This is a genomic window from Achromobacter pulmonis (assembly GCF_002885955.2).
Lineage (GTDB): Bacteria > Pseudomonadota > Gammaproteobacteria > Burkholderiales > Burkholderiaceae_B > Achromobacter > Achromobacter pulmonis_A.
This window is the reverse complement of sequence record NZ_POQS01000006.1, coordinates 15522-35748: the sequence shown is the minus strand read 5'-3', so window position 1 is coordinate 35748 and position 20227 is coordinate 15522. Positions and strand designations below refer to the sequence as shown.

The following is a 20227-nucleotide window of genomic DNA, read 5'->3' as shown; positions in this document are numbered from 1 at the left end:
CATGCTCACCCAGCAAGAACTCAAGCAGCAAGCCGCCGACGCGGCCCTGGAACTCGTTGAACAAGTCGCCGGCCCGGACGTCGTCATCGGCGTGGGCACCGGCTCCACCGCCGACCTGTTCATCGACGGCCTGGCCCGCTTCAAGGACCGCATCGGCGGCACGGTGGCCAGCTCGGAGCGCAGCGCCGCCCGGCTCGCCGGCCACGGCCTGAAAGTGCTGGATCTGAACGACGTCGCCGGCATGCCGATCTACGTGGACGGCGCCGACGAGATCGACGCCAACCTGCACATGATCAAGGGTGGCGGCGGGGCCCTGACGCGCGAGAAAATCGTGGCCTCGGTGGCCGACCGCTACATCTGTATCGCCGACGAATCCAAGCTGGTGCAGACCATGGGCAAGTTCCCGCTGCCCGTCGAAGTCATCCCCATGGCCCGCGAATCCGTGGCCCGCGCCCTGGCGGCCCTGGGCGGCCAGCCCAGGCTGCGCGAAGGCTTCGTCACCGACAACGGCAACATCATCCTCGACGTCGCCGGCCTGTCCATCACCGACGCCCCGGGCCTCGAAGCCCGCCTGAACAACCTGCCCGGCGTGGTCACCTGCGGCCTGTTCGCGCTGGCCGGCGCCGACGTGGCGCTGCTGGCCACCCAGACCGGCATCCGCCGCCTGGACCGCAAGGCCTGAGCCGCCGCCCGTCCGGGCGCCGCAAACCCCGGACCGCCACGCCTTGCGGGCGGTCCGGGGGCGATTCATAATCCTGTCACACTTGGGTCATAACCTTGCCGGCTGTGCAAGCCCAGCTCATAACACCTTTCAATGTCGGGGCAGTGCAATGAGATCAACCACGCAGGGAGCCCGGATGTCGGAGCACACTAACAAACAGTTCGACGCGGATCTGGAAAGCGTCCGTTCGCAGTTCTTGCAAATGGGCGGCTTGGTGGAAGCCATGATCCAGGAGGCCATCGACGCGCTGGCCAGCGGCGACCTGTCGCTCGTCGAAAAAGTCCGCGAGCGTGAAAAGGAAGTCAATCGCCACGAAGTGGAGATCGACGAAAGCATCAGCCGCATCCTCGCCCGCCACCAGCCCACCGCCATCGACCTGCGCATGCTGATGGCCGTGTCCAAGATGCTGACCGACATGGAACGCTCCGGCGACGAAGCCGAAAAAGTCGCCACCGTCGCCCGCCGCATCCACGAGGGCGAGATGCGCCACATCCCCGTCATCGAACTGCGCCACATGGCCGCCGCCGTGCGCACCATGCTGCACCAGGCCCTGGATGCCTTCGCCCGCCTCGACCCCATCCAGGCCGCCGCCGTCGTGCGCAGCGACAAGGAAGTGGACAAGGAATGGAAGGGCGCGCTGCGCCACCTGATCACCTACATGATCGAAGACCCGCGCACCATCTCGCGCGCCATCGACATGATCTTCGTCGCCCGCGCGCTGGAGCGCATCGGCGATCACGCCAAGAACATGTCCGAACGCGTCATCTACATGGTCAAGGGCGCCGACGTACGCCACACCGGCGTCAAGAACACCGAACGCCTGGCCCGCGGCGACGAAGACACGCCCGAAGACCAAAAGCCCGAGTAGGCCGGGTCACCCAAGCGCCAACACCGTTGCAGCCGAAAGCCGGGGATCGGCCACCCCGGCTCGGCGCCCATCCACTCGCCCGGCCATCCGCCGTCCGAACCCCGGCAGCGCCGGCGCAGCAATCTCCACGTCATACCAGCCCGATACGTGGGGGCAATCAAGCGCCACCTCGCCCGCGCCAGGCAAGCGAACCGCGGTTTTCCATCCATCGCCCATCCGCGAAGCGAGCTCCACCTCCATCGCCGCTTCCCCGCGATTCGCCAGCCGGACCCGTATGCCGCCGGCATCCCCGCGAACCGGCCGAGCCTCCAGAAGCGCCGAATTCCCGCGGAACCGCCGATGAAACCCATCCGGCCCCAGCACCCACAAATCGTAGGCTCCGTCCGCATCCACCGCCCAGCCGTCCTCCAGGCGCGCTCCCGCGCCCAGCGTGTACCGCCGTGGCGCCCGGTCCAGCGCCAGCCGGTCATACACATGCAGCACGGCGGCTGCCGTCCCCGCATTGCGCAAGGTCAGCCGGTAATGCCTGCCGTCGCCGGCCATCGTTCCCTCGACCTCCAGCGCATACGGCAGCGGGCATGAACGGCGTCCGCCGCCGGCAGTCACCTGTCCGCGGTCCCCGGCGAAATCGAAAGCCGCCGTCAGGTCCCCCGTCACCGCCCGTCGCCAGGCGCTGATGTTGGGCTCGGCCACCCCGAACCTGGCCTCCAGGAAACGGATCACCGAAGTATGGTCGTACACCTGCGAATCGACCCAGCCGCCGCGGCTCCACGGTGAAATCGCCAGCATCGGCACCCGCGGCCCCAGCCCGAACCCGCGTCCGTGCAATCCTGGTGGGTCGTCCGGCGTGCCCGCGCTGGGGCCGACCCGCGCGTCGTGGTACTCCCCGTCCAGCTCCACCGTGGACAGGCCGCCCGACGAACCGTCGAGGGTGCGCGCCGGCGGCGCCGGCGGCGGCATGTGGTCGAAGAAGCAATCGTTTTCGTCGTACGTGACGAAGAACACGCAGCCGCTCCAGACCTCGGGGTTGCGGGTCAGGATGTCCAGCACGCGCTCCGTATACGCGCCGCCCCGGCGCGGCGACGACACTTCCGGGTGCTCGGAATCGGCCGTGGGCGCGATGATCCACGACACCTGCGGCAGCGTGCCCCGGGCCACGTCGCGGGCCAGGTCGTCGAGCGTGCGGGTCGTCAGCCCGCGTTCGCGCAGCGGCGCCTCGGCCGCGCCGCTCTCGTGTTCGCGGCGGTACTGTCTGAAGCCCGCCAGCGGGTTGTCGTGATAGTTGTCCGCCATGTCCTGGTAAATGCGCCAGTCCACCCCCGCGGCCTGCAGGCGCTCGGGGTAGGTGGTCCAGGCATAGCCTTCGCCGGCCGGCCCCAGCCGGTCGAAGGTGTTGACCAGCGCCGGACCGCCGGCCAGCCCGGCCGGGTCGTTGGTGCCGGTCCACAGGAACAGCCGGTTCGGATTGGTGCCGGCGTGTATCGAGCAGTGATAGGCGTCGCACAGCGTGAAGGCCTCGGCCAGCGCGGTCTGGAAGGGCACGTCGGCGGCCTCGTAGGCGCCCATGCCCAGCCGGCTCTTGGCCGGCAGCCACTGGTCCATGCGGCCGTCGTTCCAGGCGCGCTGGGCGTCGTCCCAGGTATGCGGCGTGATGTAGCCCACCGGCGTGTCGGCCGCGTACTGCGCGCGCAGCGCATAGGGCCGCACGCGCGCCGCGCCGTCGGCTTGCGTCAGCACGTCGCCCGCGGCCGTGGGCGCGGGCAGCGGATCGGCAAAGCCGCGCACCCCGGGCAGGGCGCCGAAATAATGGTCGAACGAGCGGTTCTCCTGCATCAGGATCACCACGTGGCGCACGTCCCGCAGCGTGCCGCTGCGGCGGTCGGGGGCGATTTCCAGGGCGCGTGCGATCGAGGCAAACGTGGCGGCGGTGGCGGACAAGGTGTTTTCCATGGGAGCGGCGGACGATAAGGCTATCTTAAGCTGCGGCGCGGCCGGGGCCGAAAGCGCGAAGCCCCTCGCGCTGCGAGGGGCTTCGGGGGCGGCGCCTGCCTGGCGGGCGCCGCGGGCCGGTGGGCCGGATTCAGGCCGAAGGCGGAACGTAGCCCTGGGCTTCGACGTTGCCGTCTTCGAACAGGAAGCGCTCCATCTGCTGCTGCAGGTATTTGCGCGCCCGGGCGTCGGCCAGGTTCAGGCGGTTTTCATTGACCAGGCGCGTCTGGATGGCTTTCCATTCTTCCCAGGCTTCCTTGGAGATGCTTTGCCAGATGCGGGTGCCGAGTTCGCCGGGGTAGGGCGGGAAATCCAGCCCTTCGGCTTCACGCTTCAATTTCACACAGTTGATGATACGAGCCATGATTACGCTGCCGGAAAAATAAATAAGGCCTCATTTTAGCGGGCTTGGCGGCCGGCGGCCGCCAAGCCCCTTCGGGCTCTGCGGTCAGGGACCGCGCCGCCTACAGTTTCTTGATGAAGACCAGGCTGTTGCGCGAACGGTTGTAGTTGTTCTGCTTTTCGCGCGGCAGGTCGGCGATGCCGCCCTGCACGAAGCCGCGCTTCATGAACCAGTGCGAGGTCCGGGTGGTCAGCACGAAGAGCCGCTTGGCGCCCGCGGCGCGCGCGCGCGATTCCATGTGGCGCAGCAGGATCTCGCCTTCGCCGGAGCCCTGCCATTCCGGGTGCACGATCAGGCAGGCCATTTCCGCCATCTGTTCCTCGGGGAAGTTGTGCAGGGTGGCGCAGCCGTAGATGACGGCGTCGTGCTCCAGCACCGTGAAGTTCTCCACGTCGCGCTCGACCACGCTGCGCGGGCGCGGCACCAGCGTGCCGTCGGCCTCCAGCGGCTCGATCAGGCTGAGGATGGCGCCCACGTCGTCGATGGTGGCCGGGCGCAGATCGTCCAGCGTGTCCTCGACCACCATGGTGCCCACGCCGTCGTGGGTGAAGATCTCCAGCAGCACGCTGCCGTCCAGCGTGAAGGGCAGCAGGTGCGCGCGGGCCACGCCGCGCTTGACCGCCAGGGAGGCGCATTGCAGGAAGGCGTGGGTTTCCTCGTCCAGCGTGCCGGCGGCCAGCAGCGCGTCGGCGTCCACGCGCGCCAGTTCGGTGTCCAGCGTGCCGTCGTCGTTCATCACGCCCGGCGAGCCGGACAGGAAGATGAGCTTCTCGGCGCGCAGCGCCACCGCCACGCTGGTGGCCAGGTCTTCCATCGCCAGGTTGAAGGCGTCGCCCGTGGGCGAGAAGCCCAGCGGCGACAGCAGCACCACGGACGAGGCTTTCTCGATGGCGAACTTGAGCGCGTCGATGTCGATCTTGCGGACCTGGCCGGTGTGCTTGTAGTCGACGCCGTCGATCACGCCGGCCGGGCGCGCGGTGACGAAATTGCCGGAGATCACGCGGATGTGCGAATGCGACATGGGCGTGTTCGGCAGCCCCTGGCTGAAGGCGGCCTCGATGTCCAGGCGGATTTCGCCGGCGGCTTCCTTGGCGCATTCCAGCGCGGCGGCGTCGGTGGGCGACATGCCGCGGTCGAACTGCTGGGTGAACCCCTTCAGGCGCAGCTGCTCATTGACCTGCGGACGCGAGCCGTGCACCAGCACCAGGCGGATGCCCAGCGAGGACAGCAGCGACAGGTCCTGCACCAGCGCGTTGAGCGCGCCGGCCTGCACCAGCTCGCCGCCGAACGCCACCACGAACGTCTTGCCTCGGAACGCATGCACGTGCGGCGCCACGTCGCGGAACCATCGGACGAACTGGGCGGGCGCGAATTCTGGGGCTTCGAGGGCGGAAACGGTGTCTGGTTCCAGGTCGGGCATGATGGTGGGAGGGATTCCTGAGAGTCGTCGAGAACGCGGCCTCATGCCGCGTCATGGCACCGTCGCGCGGACGGCGTGGCGAAATTATATGACCGCCGGGGCCTGTCCCGCAGGCCCGATCCGCGACGCGCCGCGGCCGGCCGGGGGCAGGCGGGCGCGCGAAAATTTATAATGGCGGGCTAACCGGACTATCGTACATGCCTGAATCCTCCAGCCCGCGGGCGCCCAGGGCCGCCGTGGCAAACGCGCCCCGGGCGCCGCGTCCCGAGCGGCCCATCCCCGCGGTGACCTATCCCGAAGACCTGCCCGTCAGCGCGCGGCGCCAGGAGATCGCGCGCGCCATCGCCGGCCACCAGGTCGTGATCGTCAGCGGCGAGACCGGCTCGGGCAAGACCACGCAGCTGCCCAAGATCTGCCTGGAACTCGGCCGCGGCCGCCAGAAGATGATCGGCCATACCCAGCCGCGCCGCCTGGCGGCGACCTCGGTGGCCAAGCGCATCGCCGAGGAGCTGAATACGCCCATGGGCGAGGTGGTGGGCTACCAGGTGCGCTTCAACGACCGCACCGGCCCGAACGCGTTCATCAAGCTGATGACCGACGGCATCCTGCTGGCGGAGTCGCAGCGCGACCCGCTCTTGCGCCGCTACGACACCATCATCATCGACGAGGCGCACGAACGCAGCCTGAACATCGATTTCCTGCTGGGCTACCTCAAGCAGCTGCTGCCGCGCCGCCCGGACCTGAAGCTCATCATCACCTCGGCCACCATCGACGCCGAGCGCTTCGCCCGCCACTTCGCGGCGTCCGAAGACCGGCCGGCGCCGGTCATCGAAGTCTCCGGCCGCCTGTATCCGGTCGAGGTCCGCTACCGTCCGGTGCGTGAAGAGCCGGCCGAAGGCGAGGCGCCGGCCGCCGGCAAGCCCGGGCGCGAGCGCATGTCGGGCGACGAGGAGCGCGACCTGATCGACGCCATCGTGGACGCCGTGGACGAATGCGCGCGCCACGGCCCGGGCGACGTGCTGGTGTTCCTGCCCGGCGAGCGCGAAATCCGCGAATCGGCCGAGGCGCTGCGCAAGCGCCATCCGGCCGGCACCGAGGTGCTGCCGCTGTACGCCCGGCTGTCGCAGGCCGAGCAGGAGCAGATCTTCCATCCGCGCACCAATGCGCGGCGCATCGTGCTGGCCACCAACGTGGCGGAAACCTCGCTGACCGTGCCCGGCATCCGCTTCGTGGTCGACAGCGGGCTGGCGCGCGTCAAGCGCTATTCGTGGCGCAACAAGGTCGAGCAGCTGCGCATCGAGCCGGTCAGCCGCGCCTCGGCCAACCAGCGCGCCGGCCGTTGCGGCCGGGTGGGGCCGGGCGTCTGCATCCGCCTCTACGACGAGCAGGACTTCAATAACCGCGCCGCGTTCACCGATCCGGAAGTGCTGCGCTCGTCGCTGGCCTCGGTCATCCTGCGGATGAAGTCGCTGAAGCTGGACGATATCGAGCAGTTCCCGTTCGTGGAGGCGCCACCGGGGCGCGCGGTGGCCGACGGCTACCACCTGCTGCAGGAGCTGGGCGCCATCGAACTGGCCGCCGCCGCGAACGAGGACGCCGACGGCGCGCGCACCGGCGCGGCCTTCGCCCTGACCCGCACCGGCCACGAACTGGCCAAGCTGCCCGTGGACCCGCGCATCGGCCGCATGATCCTGGCCGCGCGCGAACACCAGTGCCTGGCGGAAATGCTGATCATCGCCTCGGCCCTGTCGGTGCAGGACCCGCGCGACCGCCCCATGCAGGAGCGCGAGGCGGCCGAGGCCGCGCACGCCAAGTTCGCCGACGACAAGTCGGAGTTCATCTCCTTCCTGAAGCTGTGGCGCTGGTACGGCGAACAGGTGCAACACAAGGCCTCGCAGCGCAAGCTGGTGGCCCTGCTGCGCCAGAATTTCCTGTCGCCCATCCGGCTGCGCGAATGGCACGACGTGCACACCCAGCTTGCCGCCCTGGTGGGCGAGCAGGGCTGGCGCGTCAACCAGACCGAAGCCACGTACGAACAGCTGCACCTGGCGCTGCTGTCGGGCTTGCTGGGCAATATCGGCTTCAAGAGCGACGAGGGCGGCCACTACCAGGGCGCGCGCGAGATCCGCTTCCACATCCATCCGGGTTCGCGGCTGGTGAAGAAGGCGGGGCGCTGGATCGTCGCCGCCGAACTGGTGGAGACCACCCGGCTGTATGCCCGCTGCGTGGCGCGCATCGATCCGGCCTGGCTGGAGAAGGTCGCCGCGCACCTGATCCGCCGGAACTGGTCGGACCCGCGCTGGGAGAAAAAGGCCGGCCAGGTCGTGGCCAACGAACGCGCCACGCTGTACGGGCTGGTGGTCTATTCGGGCCGGCGCATCCATTACGGCCGCGTCAATCCGGCGCACGCGCGCGAACTGTTCATCCGCCAGGCCCTGGTGCCGGGCGAGATCGACACGCGCCTGCCTTTCGTGGCGCACAACCGCAAGCTGATCGCCGGCATCGAGAAGCTGGAGCACCAGACCCGCCGTCCCGACATCCTGGTCGACGACGAGCTGATCTACGCCTTCTACGACCGCCAGCTGCCCGAAGGCATTTCGCAGACCGCCACGCTGGAGAAGTGGGTGGCGGGCCTGGACAAGGAAACGGCCGCCAAGCTGCTGCTGACGCGCGACGAGCTGATGCGGCACGAAGCGGCCGGCGTCACCACCGAGGTGTTTCCCAAGAAGGTGGAATGGCAGGGCGTGTCCATGGCCCTGGACTACCACTTCGAGCCCGGCTCGCCGCGCGACGGCGTGACGCTGTCGGTGCCGCTGTTCGCGCTCAACCAGATCGACCCGGCGCGCTGCGAATGGCTGGTGCCCGGCATGCTCAAGGAAAAGGTGCATCTGCTGCTGAAGTCGCTGCCGCAGAAGCTGCGCCGCCATTGCGTGCCGCTGCCGGATTACGCCGCCGGGTTCTACGAGCGCTGGTTCGAGCGCCTGGGCGATCCGCAGCAGGGGCTGGTGGAGGCCATCATCGCCGACATGTGGGACCAGGTGCAGGTCCGTCCGGCGGTGGGGGATTTCAAGCTGGAAACCCTGCCGGCGCACCTGTTCATGAACTTCCGCGTGGTCGACGAGCACGGCCGCATGCTGGCCGCCGGCCGCAACCTGGCGCAGCTGCGCGCCGAGTTCGGCAAGCAGGCGCAGGCCACCTTCCAGCAGCTGGCGGCCAGCGACACCCAGGTCGCGCAGGCGCTGGCGCACGAGAACCTGACCTCCTGGTCCTTCGGCCCGCTGCCGGAGATCATGGAGATCAAGCGGCGCGGCCAGTCGGTCATCGGCTATCCGGCGCTGGTCGATCGCGGCGCGCACTGCGACCTGGACGTGTTCGACGATCCGGACGAGGCCCGCAAGCACCATCGCGCCGGCCTGCTCAGGCTGTTCCGGCTGGGCCTGCGCGAACAGGTCAAGTTCCTGGAAAAGAACCTGACCGACCTGACCCGCATCAGCATGCTCTACATGACGCTGGGCACGCAGGAAGAGCTGCGCGACCAGATCATCGACTGCGCGCTGGGGCAGGCCTGCCTGGCCGAACCCTGGCCGGTCGACGCGCAGCAGTTCGAGGCGCGCCGCGCCGAGGGCAAGGGCCGGCTCGGCCTGCTGGCCCAGGAAGTGGCGCGGCTGGCGGGGGCGGTGCTGACCGAGTACGCCGCGGTGCTGCGCAAGCTGCCCCAGGCCAAGCCGCACGCCGCCGCCTACGCCGACCTGCAGGCGCAGCTGGGCGCGCTGATGCCGAAATGGTTCATCCGCGACACGCCCTATGCGCAGCTGGCGCACTTCCCGCGCTACCTGAAGGCGGTGCAGGCGCGTATCGACAAGCTGCGCGCCGACCCGGCGCGCGACGCCAGGCTGGTGGGCGAGATGGCGCCGCTGCTGACGCAATACCAGCGCGCGCGGGCGGCGCTCAAGGGCGCGCCCGATCCGCGCCTGGACGAGTTCCGCTGGCTGCTGGAGGAGTTGAGGGTGGCGCTGTACGCGCAGGAGCTGCGCACGCCGATGCCGGTTTCGGTGAAACGGCTGATGAAGAGCTGGGAATCGTTGCAGCGCTAGCGCCGGCCGCGGGCGCCGGGGAGTTCCGGCGCCCGCGGGCGATTACTACAGCGCCAGGAAGCCCACGATGACCAGGGCGATCAAGCCGAACTTGGTGGCCTTGTAGACCGTGCGGTTCCAGGCCTTGAAGGCCTTGCGCTTCTGGTCGATGACCCAGTGCGCGTGCGTCAGCTTGTTGATTGCGCCGGTCTGGTCGCCGCCGTCGTTGGGCGAGCTGGCCGCCGACATCACGACCCGGCCGAACCAGCGGTTGAAGGCTTCGGCCCAGCGCCACTTCAGCGGACGCTCCACGTCGCAGAACAGGATGATGCGGCTCTGTTCGCTGCGGTTGTAGGCCTCGTGCACATAGGTTTCGTCGAACACCACGCTTTCGCCGTCGCGCCAGCTGTAGGGCTCGCCGTCGACGATGATGTGGCAGCGGTCGTCGTTGGGCGTGACCAGGCCCAGGTGGTAGCGCAACGAGCCGGCGAACGGGTCGCGGTGGCGGTTGAGCTGGCCGCCGGGCGGCAGTTCCGCGAACATGGCGGCCTTGACCTTGGGCAGGGTCTTCAGAATGGCGACCGTCTTGGGGCAGAGCTCCTCGGCCGAGGGGTGGCGCGCGTCATACCACTTCAGGTAGAAGCGCTTCCAGCCGTATTTGAAGAAGGAATTGAAGCCGATGTCGTTGTGCGCGTCGGCGGCCTTGATGCGGCGCAGCTCGGCCATCTGCATCGCTTCCTCGCGGATGGTCTCCCAGTTGTCGTCCAGCACCTTGAGCTCGGCGATCTCGCTGGTGGTCAGGTAGGGGGTGGGCGGCACGCGCGAGGCCAGCACCATGAAGGCGTTGACCGGGGCCAGCAGGACGGAGTGATCGAGCATCTGCCGGCCCAGCGGCAGCCTGACGCGGCCGCGGAAGTGCGCAAACAGGATGGCGGCCAGCCATATCCCGGGAATTAGCCATTTCATACGTGAATCTCGTGCAGCAATCGGTGGAGCGGGGACAGGGGCTATTGTTACACAGGCGGCCGCCGACGCCCCGTTACGCGGCGCCCGGCGCAGGGGCTTTGACCGGTACAATTCCGCCTATGTCCGAAGCCGTAACAAACCCGTCCCCATTTGTTCATCTGCGCGTTCACTCCGAGTTCTCGGTCGTGGACGGCATCGTGCGCATCCCCGACCTCATCAAGCGCGTGGCCAAGCTGGGCCAGCCCGCCGTCGCCCTGACCGACCTGTCGAACCTGTTCGGCCTGATCAAGTTCTACAAGGGCGCGCGCGGCGCGGGCGTCAAGCCCATTGCGGGCTGCGACGTGTGGCTGTCCAACGACGACGATCCCGCCAAGCCTTTCCGCCTGCTGCTGCTGGTGCGCAACCACAAGGGGTATCTCAACCTCTGCGAACTGCTCACCAAGGCCTTCCTGACCAACCAGGGCAAGGGCCGCGCGGAAATCCGGCGCGAATGGCTGCAGGGCCAGGAAGGGCTGATCGCCCTGTCGGGCGGGCGCGCGGGCGACGTGGGCCAGGCGCTGGAGGCCGGCAACGCGGTCTCGGCGCTGGCGCTGGCGCGCCAGTGGGCGCACCTGTTCCCGGGCAGCTATTACATCGAACTGCAGCGCGCCGGCATGGACGGCGACGAGGCCTATACCCAGGCCGCGATGCGGCTTGCCTCCGAGGCCGGCCTGCCGGTGGTGGCCACGCATCCGGTGCAGTTCCTGGATGCATCCGAATTCCAGGCGCACGAGGCCCGGGTCTGTATCGCCGAAGGCGAGATCCTGGCCAATCCGCGCCGCGTGCGCCGCTTCAGCAAAGAGCAGTACCTGCTCAGCTCCGAGGAAATGGCGCGGCGCTTCGCCGACGTGCCCTCGGCGCTGGCCAACACGGTGGAAATCGCCAAGCGCTGCAACCTCAGCCTGGTGCTGGGCAAGCCGCGCCTGCCCAACTTCCCCACGCCCGAAGGCGTGTCGCTGGACGACTACCTGGTGCAGTTGTCGGAAGAGGGCCTGGAAAAGCGCCTGCGCTTCCTGTTCCCCGACGACGCCGAACGCGAGTCCAAGCGCGAGCAGTACTACGAACGCCTGCGCTGGGAGTGCAAGACCATCATCCAGATGGGCTTTCCCGGCTACTTCCTGATCGTGCAGGACTTCATCAACTGGGGCAAGAACAACGGCGTGCCGGTGGGGCCGGGGCGGGGCTCGGGCGCCGGCTCGCTGGTGGCCTACGCGCTGGGCATCACCGACCTGGACCCGATCCGCTATGACCTGCTGTTCGAGCGCTTCCTGAATCCCGAGCGGGTCTCCATGCCCGACTTCGATATCGACTTCTGCCAGGACAACCGCGAACGGGTCATCGACTACGTCAAGGAAAAATACGGCCGCGCCGCCGTCAGCCAGATCGCCACGTTCGGCACGCTGGGCGCCAAGGCCGTGGTGCGCGACGCGGGCCGCGTGCTGGACATGCCCTATATGTTCTGCGACGGTCTGTCCAAGCTGATCCCGTTCAACCCGATGGACCCCTGGTCGCTCGAACGCACCCTGAAGGAAGAGCCCGCCTTCAAGGACCGCTACGACCAGGAAGAGGAAGTGCGCGCGCTGGTCGACCTGGCCCAGCCGCTCGAAGGCCTGACCCGCAACATCGGCATGCACGCCGGCGGCGTGCTGATCGCGCCCGGCAAGCTCACCGACTTCTGCCCGCTGTACTGCCAGCCGGGCCAGGAGAACAGCGCCGTCTCGCAGTTCGACAAGGACGACGTCGAGGCCGCCGGCCTGGTGAAGTTCGACTTCCTGGGCCTGCGCAACCTGACCATCCTGGACTGGGCCGTGCGCTACGTGCGCCAGTTCAACGAGGACAAGCGCGACTTCGACGTGATGGCGCTGGCGCTGGACGATCCGGCGGCCTACAAGATCCTGTGCGACGCCAACACCACCGCCGTGTTCCAGCTGGAATCGCGCGGCATGAAGGAGCTGCTCAAGAAGCTGCGGCCCAACACCTTCGAAGACATCATCGCCATGCTGGCCCTGTACCGTCCGGGGCCGCTCGAATCCGGCATGGTGGACGACTTCGTCAACCGCAAGCACGGCCGCGCGGCCGTGGACTATTTCCACCCGGACCTGGAAGCGACCCTCAAGAGCACCTACGGGGTCATCGTCTACCAGGAACAGGTGATGCTGATCTCGCAGATCATCGGCGGCTATTCGCTGGGCGGCGCCGACCTGCTGCGCCGCGCCATGGGCAAGAAAAAGCCCGAGGAAATGGCCAAGCACCGCGAACTGTTCGAGAAAGGCGCCAAGGAAAAAGGCCACGATCCGGACCTGGCGGTCAAGCTGTTCGACCTGATGGAAAAGTTCGCGGGCTACGGCTTCAACAAGTCGCACTCGGCCGCGTACGCGCTGATTTCCTACCAGACGGCCTGGCTCAAGGCCTACCATCCCACCGAGTTCCTGGCCGCCACCATGTCCTCCGACATGGACGACACCGACAAGGTCCAGACCTTCTGCCGCGACGCCCAGGAAAACGGCGTCGAAGTGCTGCCGCCGGACGTCAATTTCTCGGGCTACCGCTTCGAGCCGGTGGCCGACAAGCACACCAAGAACGGCAAGCCGCCGCGCACCATGCGCTACGGCCTGGGGGCGGTCAAGGGCACCGGGCAGGGCGCGGTCGAGGACATCCTGCGCGCGCGCAAGGAAGGCGGCCCGTTCCAGAACCTGTTCGATTTCTGCCGCCGCGTCAGCAAGCACGCGGTCAACCGGCGCACCATCGAAGCGCTGATCAAGGCCGGCGCGTTCGACACCATCGAGCCCAACCGCGCGGCCATGCTGGCCTCGGTGCCCACCGCCATGGAAGCGGCCGAGCAGGCCGCGCGCAGCGCCAACCAGGCCTCGCTCTTCGGCGACGACAGCAGCGACGTGGTGGCCGGCGAACTGGCCAAGGTCGCGCCCTGGGACCTGCACAAAAAGCTCACCGAGGAAAAGACCGCGCTGGGCTACTACTACAGCGGCCACCTGTTCGACCACTGGCGCGACGAAGTGCGCCGCATCGTGCCGATGCAGCTGGCCCGCGTCGAGCCGCAGCGCGACCTGCAATGGATGTGCGGCGTGCTGGCCAGCGTGCGCGTCATGATGACGCGGCGCGGCAAGATGGTGTTCGCCGTGCTCGACGACGGCACCGCGCAGGTCGAGATCTCGGTCTTCAACGAACTCTACGAAAAGCACCGCAACCGCCTGCGCGAAGACCAGCTCGTCATCGTGCAGGGCAAGGTCAGCAACGACGATTACTCCGGCGGCATGCGCATCGTTGCCGAGCAGCTCTACGACCTGCAGCTGGCCCGCGAGGCCCGCGCCAAGTCGCTGCGCGTCAAGCTCAACGGCAGCGCCGACGCCGCGCGCCTGCGCCAGATGCTGAACCCGTTCCGCGCCGAGCCCGAGAACGGCATTCCCGGCGTGCCGGTGGACATCGTCTACTCCAAGAACAATTTCCTGTGCACGGTCCGGCTGGGCGAAGAATGGCGCGTCCGCATGGCCGACACCTTGCTGGCGAACCTCAACGAATGGACCAAGCCCGACGGGGTGGAGGTGACCTACTGATGCCCCTGCGTATTGTTCACTCGGAGGCCGCCACCAGCTTCGGCGGCCAGGAAGGGCGGATCTTCAAGGAAATGACCGCCATGCGCGCGCGCGGCCACCACATGGAGGCCATCTGCCAGCCCCAGGCGCTGCTGGCCGAACGCCTGTCGGAAGCGGGCTTCGCCGTGCACACGCTGGAAATGGACGGCGTGGCCAACTACATCAAGGGCGTGGCCACCATCCGCGGCATCCTGCGCGAGGGCCGGTTCGACGTGCTCAACACGCACAGCCGGCGCGACACGGTGATCGCCGCGGCCGCGGCCCGGCTGGCCGGCACCCCGCTCATCGTGCGCACCCGCCACCTGTCCAACAAGGTCGGCTCGCTGTGGTCCTATACCCGCCTGCCGCACCGCGTCACCACGGTCAGCGACCACGTGCGCCAGCACCTCATCGAGCGCGGCGTGCCTGCCGAGAAAGTGGCCACGGTCTATTCGCCCATCGTGCTGCCGCCGCCGGTCGAGCGTTCCACGCTGCGCGAGGAGCTGGGCCTGGCCGATGACGACATCGTGGTCGGCTGTGTGGCCGTGATGCGCGCCACCAAGGGCCACAAGGACCTGATCGACGCGATCGCGCCGCTGATGGCCAGCCGCCCCAAGCTGCACCTGGTGTTCGTCGGCGGCGGCTCGCCCGTGTTCGAGCAGACCCAGGCCTATGTGGTGGAACTGGGGCTGCAGGACCGCATCCACCTAATGGGCATGCGGCGCGACGTGCCCAACCTGCTGGCCGGCTTCGACCTGTTCGCGCTGGCCACCCAGCAGGAAGCGTCAGGCACGGTGTACGTCGAGGCGCAGGCCAGCGGCCTGCCCGTCATCGGCACCGACGTCGGCGGCGTGTCCGAGATGTTCCGCGACGGCGAGACCGGCATCCTGGTGCCGCCCAAGGACCCCGAGGCCCTGAGCGCCGCGCTGGTGCGCCTGATCGACGACGCCGGCCTGCGCCGCCGCATGGGCGAGGCCGGACGCAGAATGGTCTGGGACGAGGGCGTGTTCTCGCCCGCGCGCCTGGCCGAAACCACCGAGGCCGTCTACACCCGATGGCTGGCGGAGCGCGCCGGATGAACGCGCCCAACGTTCCGGTGCTGATGTACCACCACGTCACGCCGGCCGGCGGCATGATCGCGGCGACGCCCGACGTATTCGAGGCGCAGATCGCGCGCCTGGCGCGCGCCGGCTACCAGTCGCTGTCGGCCGCGCAGTTCGCGGCCTACCTGGCCGGCGGCGAGGCGCCCGAGCGGTCGGTGCTCATCACCTTCGACGACGGCTACCTGAACAACTGGGTGCATGCGCATCCGGTGCTGGCGCGCCACGGCATGCGCGCGCTGCTCTTCACCATCACGGGCTGGATCGGCGACGGCCCGGTGCGCCCGCACGCCGGGCAGGGCGGCCCCTTGCCCGCCACCCCGGATCACGACGCCTGCAAGCAGCTGGTGGCGGCGGGGCGGGCCGACGAGGCCATGCTGCGCTGGAGCGAGATCGAGGCCATGCAGACCGCCGGCACCTTCGAATTCCATTCGCATACCCACACCCACACCCGCTGGGACAAGGTCTGCGGCGCGGACATCGAGGCCAAGCGCGCGCGCATCGCCCAGGAACTGCAGGACTCGCGCGACACGCTGATGCGCCGGCTGGGCTCGGTCAGCGACCACCTCTGCTGGCCGCAAGGCTATTTCGACGACGACTACGTGGCCGCGGCCCGCCAGGCCGGATTCCGCCACCTGTACACTACCGACCCTTTCGGCCAGAACGCGCCTGGCGCAGACCCCGAGCACATCTACCGTTTCGCGGTGCGCAACCAGGGCGGAAGCTGGCTGAACCGGCGCATCTGGCTGTCGCGCGACCCTTTCTGGGGGCCGCGCTTCCATGCCTGGAAGGCCTGGAAAAAGCGTCTTAGGAATCGCCGATGAAGCTATCCGTCATCATCATCACCAAGAACGAAGCGGCCAATATCGCCGCCTGCCTCAAGTCCGTGGCCTTCGCCGACGAGTTCATCGTGGTCGACTCGGGCAGCACCGACGGCACCGTGGAACTGGCGCAGGCGCTGGGCGCGCGCGTGGAAATCACGTCGGACTGGCCGGGTTTTGGGCCCCAGAAGAACCGCGCGCTGGACCTGGCGACGGGCGATTGGATACTGTCCATCGACGCCGACGAACGCGTGACGCCGGAGCTGGCCCGGGAAATCCAGGAAGCGCTGCGCGCTCCGCGGGCCGACGCCTACGAGATCGCGCGCCTGTCGAATTTCTGCGGCCGCGACATCCGCCACAGCGGCTGGTGGCCCGACTACGTGCTGCGGCTGTTCAAGCGCGGCACGGCGCGCTTCACGGACGCCGCCGTCCACGAGCGGGTAGTGCCGGCTCAGGGCCAGCCCCTGCGGATGCGCGGCTATTTCCAGCACTATCCGTACGACAACCTGGAGGCCCTCATCACCAAGGTCAACCGCTACTCGTCGGACGCCGCCGCCATGATGTACGCCAAGGGCAAGCGCACGTCGGTCTTCGGCGCGCTGGGGCACGGCTTCTGGACCTTCGTGCGGATCTACCTGATCCGGCGCGGGTTTCTCGACGGCAAGCACGGCCTGGTGCTGGCCGTCACCGCGGCCGCGGGCAGCTTCTTCCGCTATTCGAAGCTGATGTTCCTGGCCGAAAAGCAAAAGTGAAGATCCTCTACACCAACTTCCACGGCCGCAACGGCGGCGGCCACGTGACCTACATCATCAACTTGGCCCGCGCGCTGGCGGGCAGCCACCAGATCACGATCGCCACGCCCGAGGGCAGTCGGCTCTACCGCCAGGCCCGCGCCATCGCCGGCGTGACGGCGGTGCCGATGCAATATACGTCCCGTCCGGCCGCGCTCTTCGGCGAGCGCGCGCAGCTGCGGCGCCTGATCCGCGAAGGCGGTTTCGACCTCATCCACTGCAACGGCTCGGCCGACCACAAGCAGGTCATGTTCGCCACGCTGGCCCTGCCGCGGCGCCCGCGCATCGTCTTCACCAAGCACAACGACCACCCGGTGACCAGCCTGGGCAACTGGCTGCGCGCCCGCCTGGCCACCGACCACAGCATCGCGGTCAGCGACTACGTGCACGGCCTGATGTCGCGCTCGCCCTACCGCAGGCATCCCATCACCACGATCCGCCACGGCATCGACACCGACTATTTCGCCCCGCCCGAGCCGGCCGGCCTGGACGAACTGCGCGACCGCATCTTCGGGCCGGGCTGGCAGGGCAAGCTGCTGCTGGGCAGTTCCGGCGGCACCGATTACGACAAGGGCTGGCTGGACCTGGTGGCTGCGGCCGCGGCGCTGCCGCCGGCCGACCGCGCGCGGGTGCTGCTGATGGTGGCCGGCGATCCGCCCTCCGAGGCCAAGCTCGCGCGGGTGCGGGAGCTGGGCATGATCGACCAGGTCCGCTTTCCGGGCCTGCTCGACGACGTGCGGCCGGCGCTGGCGGCCTGCGACGCCGGCTTCGTGCTGTCCTACCGCGAGGCGCTGTCCTTCGCCTGCCGCGAAATCATGGGCCTGGGTCTGCCGGCCCTGATCAGCGACGTCGGCGGCCTGCCCGAGAACGTCACCGACGGCGAGGACGGCTGGATCGTGCCGGTGCGCGACGTCCCGGCCATGACCGCGCGCCTGCGCTTCATGCTGGACAACCCGCAAGCCGTGCGCGCCATGGGCGCCCGGGCGCGCGAGACCGCCGTGCGCGATTTCAACCTGGCGCGTTTCGCCGACGCAACACTGGATGTTTACCGGCGCGCCTTGGGGTAAAACAGGACCAGGCAGCCGGCGCTGCCCCGTCCTCTTTCCCGTGGTGTCCCCGTATAATTCCGGGCTATGTCTATCCCCATACTCATGTACCACCAGATCGGCGAGCCCAACCCCAAGGGCACGCCGTATCGCGGGCTGACGGTACACCCCGCCAGCTTCGCCCGCCAGATGCGCTGGATGCGCCGGCTGGGCTATCGCGGCCTGTCGATGCGGGACGTCATGCCCTACGTGCGCGGCGAGCGCCAGGGCAAGGTATTCGGCATCACCTTCGACGACGGCTACCGCAACGTGCATCACAACGCGATGCCGGTGCTGAGCGAGCTGGGCTTTACCGCCACCAACTATTTCGTGGCGCACCAGTTCGACGGCGGCAACGTATGGGACCTGCAAAAAGGCATTCCGTTTTCGGCCCTCATGACCGTCAACGAAATGCGGGAATGGGCGCAGGCCGGCAACGAGGTCGGCTCGCACACGCTGGACCACGTGCATCTGCCCGAAATGTCGCCCGACGAGGCGCGGCGCCAGATCGTCCAGTCCAAGGAAGAACTGGAACAGGCGCTGGGCGCGCCGGTCACCGCCTTCTGCTATCCCTACGGCGATCACGGCCCGGAACACCGGGCCATGGTGCGCGAGGCCGGCTACGACAACGCCACGCTCACGCAGCGCGGCCTGGCGGCGGCCAGCGACGATCCCTACGGCCTGCCGCGGGTGACGGTGGCGCGGTCCACCAACATCGTTCGATTCCTGCAGAAGTGTCTGACCCGGTATGAAGACACCCGCCGGCGCCGCTGAGCGGCGGCTACGCATCGCGCTGCTGGTCGACCGCTTCGGCAATCGCTTCGGAGGCGCGGAAGCCTATGGCGTGGAGCTGATGCGGGTGCTCGGCCAGCGCCACGACGTCTCCGTGGTGGCGCGCGACTTCGATAGCGACCTGCCGTTTTCCTTCCTGCCGGTGCGCTTTCCGGTCTGGCTGCCCAGCTGGATGCGGGTGCTGTATTTCGCCTGGCGCGCCGACCGGCTGACCCGCGGGCGCTACGACATCGTGCATTCGCATATGAACGGCTGGGCGGGCGAGATCCAGGTCATGCACGTCACGCCGGTGCGCTACAACCGCCTGACCCGCGCCCGGCCGCTGCAGCGCGTGGCCGCCTGGCTCAGCCCGCGCCTGGCCACCTATCTGCTGCTGGAAAAACTGCGCGTGCGCAGGGCGCCGGCGCGCCGCGTGGTCGCGGTGTCCGGCCTCATCATGGAGCAGCTGCACCGCAGCTACGGTCCGCAGCTGCCAGTGGACATCATCGCGCCGGGCGTCAAGCTGCCCACGGCCGAGCAAAAGCAGGGGCGCGACGACACCCGCGCCAGCCTGGGCTGGGACGCCGACACCATCGGCTGCCTGCTGGTGGCGCGCAATCCGCTGCGCAAGGGGCTGCCGGCGCTGCTCGACGCGCTGGGCCAGCTGCCGCCGCGCTACCGGCTGCTGGTGGTGGGCGCCGACCAGCCCACCCGCGACCGCGTGCGCGCCGCCGGCGCCATCGCAGGCCGCGTCACGCTCATCGATCCCACGCCCGACGTGGCGCGCTATTTCAGCGCGGCCGACATCTACGCCCATCCCACGCTGAACGACAGCTACGGCATGGCGCCGCTGGAAGCCATGTCGCACGGCCTGCCCGTGGTGGTCAGTTCGCCGGCCTACTGCGGCTTCGCGCAGTACCTGTCGGCCGGCAAGGACGCGCTCATCCTGCAGGACCCGCGCGACGGCGCGCAACTGGCGCAGGCGCTGGAGCGCCTGGGTTCCGAACCCGAGCTGCGCGCCGCGCTGGCCGAACGCGGCCTGGCGATCGCCTGCGAGCAGAGCTGGGAAGCGGTGGCGGCGCGCTACGAGGCGCTGTATCGGAAAGTGCTGGTCGAGCGCGGGTGAACGGGCCGGCCCGGCTACACCCGGGCCACTTCGATCCACAGCCGCGTCATGACGACGTGGCGCACCAGGTCGTACAGATGCGCGGGCGCGGCGGCCGGGACCAGCACGCGGCGGATCAGGGCGCTCAGGTCCACGCGTATGCAGGGCGGCCTGGCGGCGGCGGAACGATGCCGGGCGATCGCGCGCAGGCGGATGCGGCCGCGCGCCGGGCTGTCGATATGGATTTCCGCGGCCTCAGGGCTCAGCACCGCATCGCGCAGGGCCTCCAGCGTGCTGCAGACATAGATGCCGGAGGCGTCGCCGGCGTCGTGCTGCGGACCGTTGCGCCATTCCAGCGTGCCGAGCAGCGCGGCGCCCGCGGCGGGCTCGGGCGGCTCGAAGCGCAGATGGCTGAATTCGAGCAGCTCCATGAACTCGATGAATGGCAATCTGCGCATCAGGACCTGTTCGCGCGGCCTTGCGAT

Annotated in this window: 15 protein-coding genes; 10 read left to right on the top strand and 5 right to left on the bottom strand. The window is 68.7% G+C overall.

The window, feature by feature from the left end:
• The first annotated feature begins 1 nt into the window (after position 1).
• Together rpiA and phoU are read left to right on the top strand one after the other, a co-directional pair.
• Complete coding sequence (rpiA, locus tag C1I89_RS21640; RefSeq protein ID WP_102774595.1) at positions 2 to 682, top strand: ribose-5-phosphate isomerase RpiA; 681 nt, start codon at positions 2 to 4, stop codon at positions 680 to 682.
• 175 nt (positions 683 to 857) lie between these two features.
• Complete coding sequence (gene phoU, locus C1I89_RS21635) at positions 858 to 1589, top strand: phosphate signaling complex protein PhoU (RefSeq protein WP_102774594.1); 732 nt, start codon at positions 858 to 860, stop codon at positions 1587 to 1589.
• A 6-nt stretch (positions 1590 to 1595) separates the two neighbouring features.
• On the opposite strand, the gene C1I89_RS21630 is transcribed toward phoU, so the two are convergent.
• From C1I89_RS21630 to argA, 3 genes are all read right to left on the bottom strand, one after another.
• Positions 1596 to 3539 carry a phosphocholine-specific phospholipase C gene (locus C1I89_RS21630; protein WP_102774593.1) on the bottom strand — a complete coding sequence of 648 codons (1944 nt, stop codon included), beginning with the start codon at positions 3537 to 3539 and terminating at the stop codon, positions 1596 to 1598.
• A gap of 130 nt (positions 3540 to 3669) precedes the next feature.
• Positions 3670 to 3942: an oxidative damage protection protein gene (locus tag C1I89_RS21625; RefSeq protein ID WP_102774592.1), complete on the bottom strand. Its 273-nt coding sequence runs from the start codon at positions 3940 to 3942 to the stop codon at positions 3670 to 3672.
• Positions 3943 to 4042: 100 nt separating this feature from the next.
• The gene (gene argA / locus C1I89_RS21620; RefSeq protein ID WP_102774591.1) at positions 4043 to 5401 is read right to left on the bottom strand and encodes an amino-acid N-acetyltransferase; all 1359 of its coding nucleotides are present in this window, start codon (positions 5399 to 5401) and stop codon (positions 4043 to 4045) included.
• A gap of 197 nt (positions 5402 to 5598) precedes the next feature.
• Here argA and hrpA point away from each other — a divergent pair, with 197 nt between their 5' ends.
• The gene (gene hrpA / locus C1I89_RS21615; protein ID WP_102774590.1) at positions 5599 to 9495 is read left to right on the top strand and encodes an ATP-dependent RNA helicase HrpA; all 3897 of its coding nucleotides are present in this window, start codon (positions 5599 to 5601) and stop codon (positions 9493 to 9495) included.
• A gap of 45 nt (positions 9496 to 9540) precedes the next feature.
• Here the strand turns inward: hrpA and lpxO are convergent, their stop codons facing one another.
• Entirely contained in the window at positions 9541 to 10440 is a 900-nt protein-coding gene (gene lpxO, locus C1I89_RS21610; protein ID WP_102774589.1) for a lipid A hydroxylase LpxO, read from the bottom strand.
• A gap of 119 nt (positions 10441 to 10559) precedes the next feature.
• Between lpxO and dnaE the strand changes: the two genes are divergently transcribed.
• The 7 genes from dnaE to C1I89_RS21575 all read left to right on the top strand — a co-directional run bounded on the left by dnaE (position 10560) and on the right by C1I89_RS21575 (position 19763).
• Positions 10560 to 14051, top strand: a complete 3492-nt coding sequence (gene dnaE, locus C1I89_RS21605; protein WP_102774588.1) for a DNA polymerase III subunit alpha — start codon at positions 10560 to 10562, stop codon at positions 14049 to 14051.
• Positions 14048 to 15148 carry a glycosyltransferase family 4 protein gene (locus C1I89_RS21600; RefSeq protein ID WP_102774934.1) on the top strand — a complete coding sequence of 367 codons (1101 nt, stop codon included), beginning with the start codon at positions 14048 to 14050 and terminating at the stop codon, positions 15146 to 15148. Before dnaE ends, C1I89_RS21600 begins: the two co-directional genes overlap by 4 nt.
• On the top strand, positions 15145 to 15993 hold the full coding sequence (locus C1I89_RS21595; RefSeq protein ID WP_102774587.1) for a polysaccharide deacetylase family protein: 849 nt from the start codon (positions 15145 to 15147) through the stop codon (positions 15991 to 15993). Before C1I89_RS21600 ends, C1I89_RS21595 begins: the two co-directional genes overlap by 4 nt.
• Positions 15990 to 16742, top strand: a complete 753-nt coding sequence (locus C1I89_RS21590) for a glycosyltransferase family 2 protein (RefSeq protein WP_102774586.1) — start codon at positions 15990 to 15992, stop codon at positions 16740 to 16742. The genes C1I89_RS21595 and C1I89_RS21590 overlap by 4 nt, the downstream gene beginning before the upstream one ends.
• On the top strand, positions 16739 to 17848 hold the full coding sequence (locus C1I89_RS21585; protein WP_102774585.1) for a glycosyltransferase: 1110 nt from the start codon (positions 16739 to 16741) through the stop codon (positions 17846 to 17848). The genes C1I89_RS21590 and C1I89_RS21585 overlap by 4 nt, the downstream gene beginning before the upstream one ends.
• 66 nt (positions 17849 to 17914) lie before the next feature.
• Entirely contained in the window at positions 17915 to 18640 is a 726-nt protein-coding gene (locus tag C1I89_RS21580; RefSeq protein WP_102774584.1) for a polysaccharide deacetylase family protein, read from the top strand.
• Positions 18615 to 19763, top strand: a complete 1149-nt coding sequence (locus C1I89_RS21575) for a glycosyltransferase family 4 protein (RefSeq protein ID WP_102774583.1) — start codon at positions 18615 to 18617, stop codon at positions 19761 to 19763. The genes C1I89_RS21580 and C1I89_RS21575 overlap by 26 nt, the downstream gene beginning before the upstream one ends.
• A gap of 14 nt (positions 19764 to 19777) precedes the next feature.
• Here C1I89_RS21575 and C1I89_RS21570 read toward each other — a convergent pair whose 3' ends face one another.
• Positions 19778 to 20200, bottom strand: a complete 423-nt coding sequence (locus tag C1I89_RS21570; protein ID WP_102774933.1) for a hypothetical protein — start codon at positions 20198 to 20200, stop codon at positions 19778 to 19780.
• Positions 20201 to 20227: the final 27 nt, after the last annotated feature.

What these genes read in the sequence shown, in the direction of transcription:
- rpiA (WP_102774595.1), top strand. Translation starts at nt 2, where the DNA reads ATGCTCACCCAGCAAGAACTCAAGCAGCAAGCCGCCGACGCGGCCCTG.
- phoU (WP_102774594.1), top strand. Translation starts at nt 858, where the DNA reads ATGTCGGAGCACACTAACAAACAGTTCGACGCGGATCTGGAAAGCGTC.
- C1I89_RS21630 (WP_102774593.1), bottom strand. Translation starts at nt 3,539, where the DNA reads ATGGAAAACACCTTGTCCGCCACCGCCGCCACGTTTGCCTCGATCGCA.
- C1I89_RS21625 (WP_102774592.1), bottom strand. Translation starts at nt 3,942, where the DNA reads ATGGCTCGTATCATCAACTGTGTGAAATTGAAGCGTGAAGCCGAAGGG.
- argA (WP_102774591.1), bottom strand. Translation starts at nt 5,401, where the DNA reads ATGCCCGACCTGGAACCAGACACCGTTTCCGCCCTCGAAGCCCCAGAA.
- hrpA (WP_102774590.1), top strand. Translation starts at nt 5,599, where the DNA reads ATGCCTGAATCCTCCAGCCCGCGGGCGCCCAGGGCCGCCGTGGCAAAC.
- lpxO (WP_102774589.1), bottom strand. Translation starts at nt 10,440, where the DNA reads ATGAAATGGCTAATTCCCGGGATATGGCTGGCCGCCATCCTGTTTGCG.
- dnaE (WP_102774588.1), top strand. Translation starts at nt 10,560, where the DNA reads ATGTCCGAAGCCGTAACAAACCCGTCCCCATTTGTTCATCTGCGCGTT.
- C1I89_RS21595 (WP_102774587.1), top strand. Translation starts at nt 15,145, where the DNA reads ATGAACGCGCCCAACGTTCCGGTGCTGATGTACCACCACGTCACGCCG.
- C1I89_RS21590 (WP_102774586.1), top strand. Translation starts at nt 15,990, where the DNA reads ATGAAGCTATCCGTCATCATCATCACCAAGAACGAAGCGGCCAATATC.
- C1I89_RS21580 (WP_102774584.1), top strand. Translation starts at nt 17,915, where the DNA reads ATGTCTATCCCCATACTCATGTACCACCAGATCGGCGAGCCCAACCCC.
- C1I89_RS21575 (WP_102774583.1), top strand. Translation starts at nt 18,615, where the DNA reads ATGAAGACACCCGCCGGCGCCGCTGAGCGGCGGCTACGCATCGCGCTG.
- C1I89_RS21570 (WP_102774933.1), bottom strand. Translation starts at nt 20,200, where the DNA reads ATGCGCAGATTGCCATTCATCGAGTTCATGGAGCTGCTCGAATTCAGC.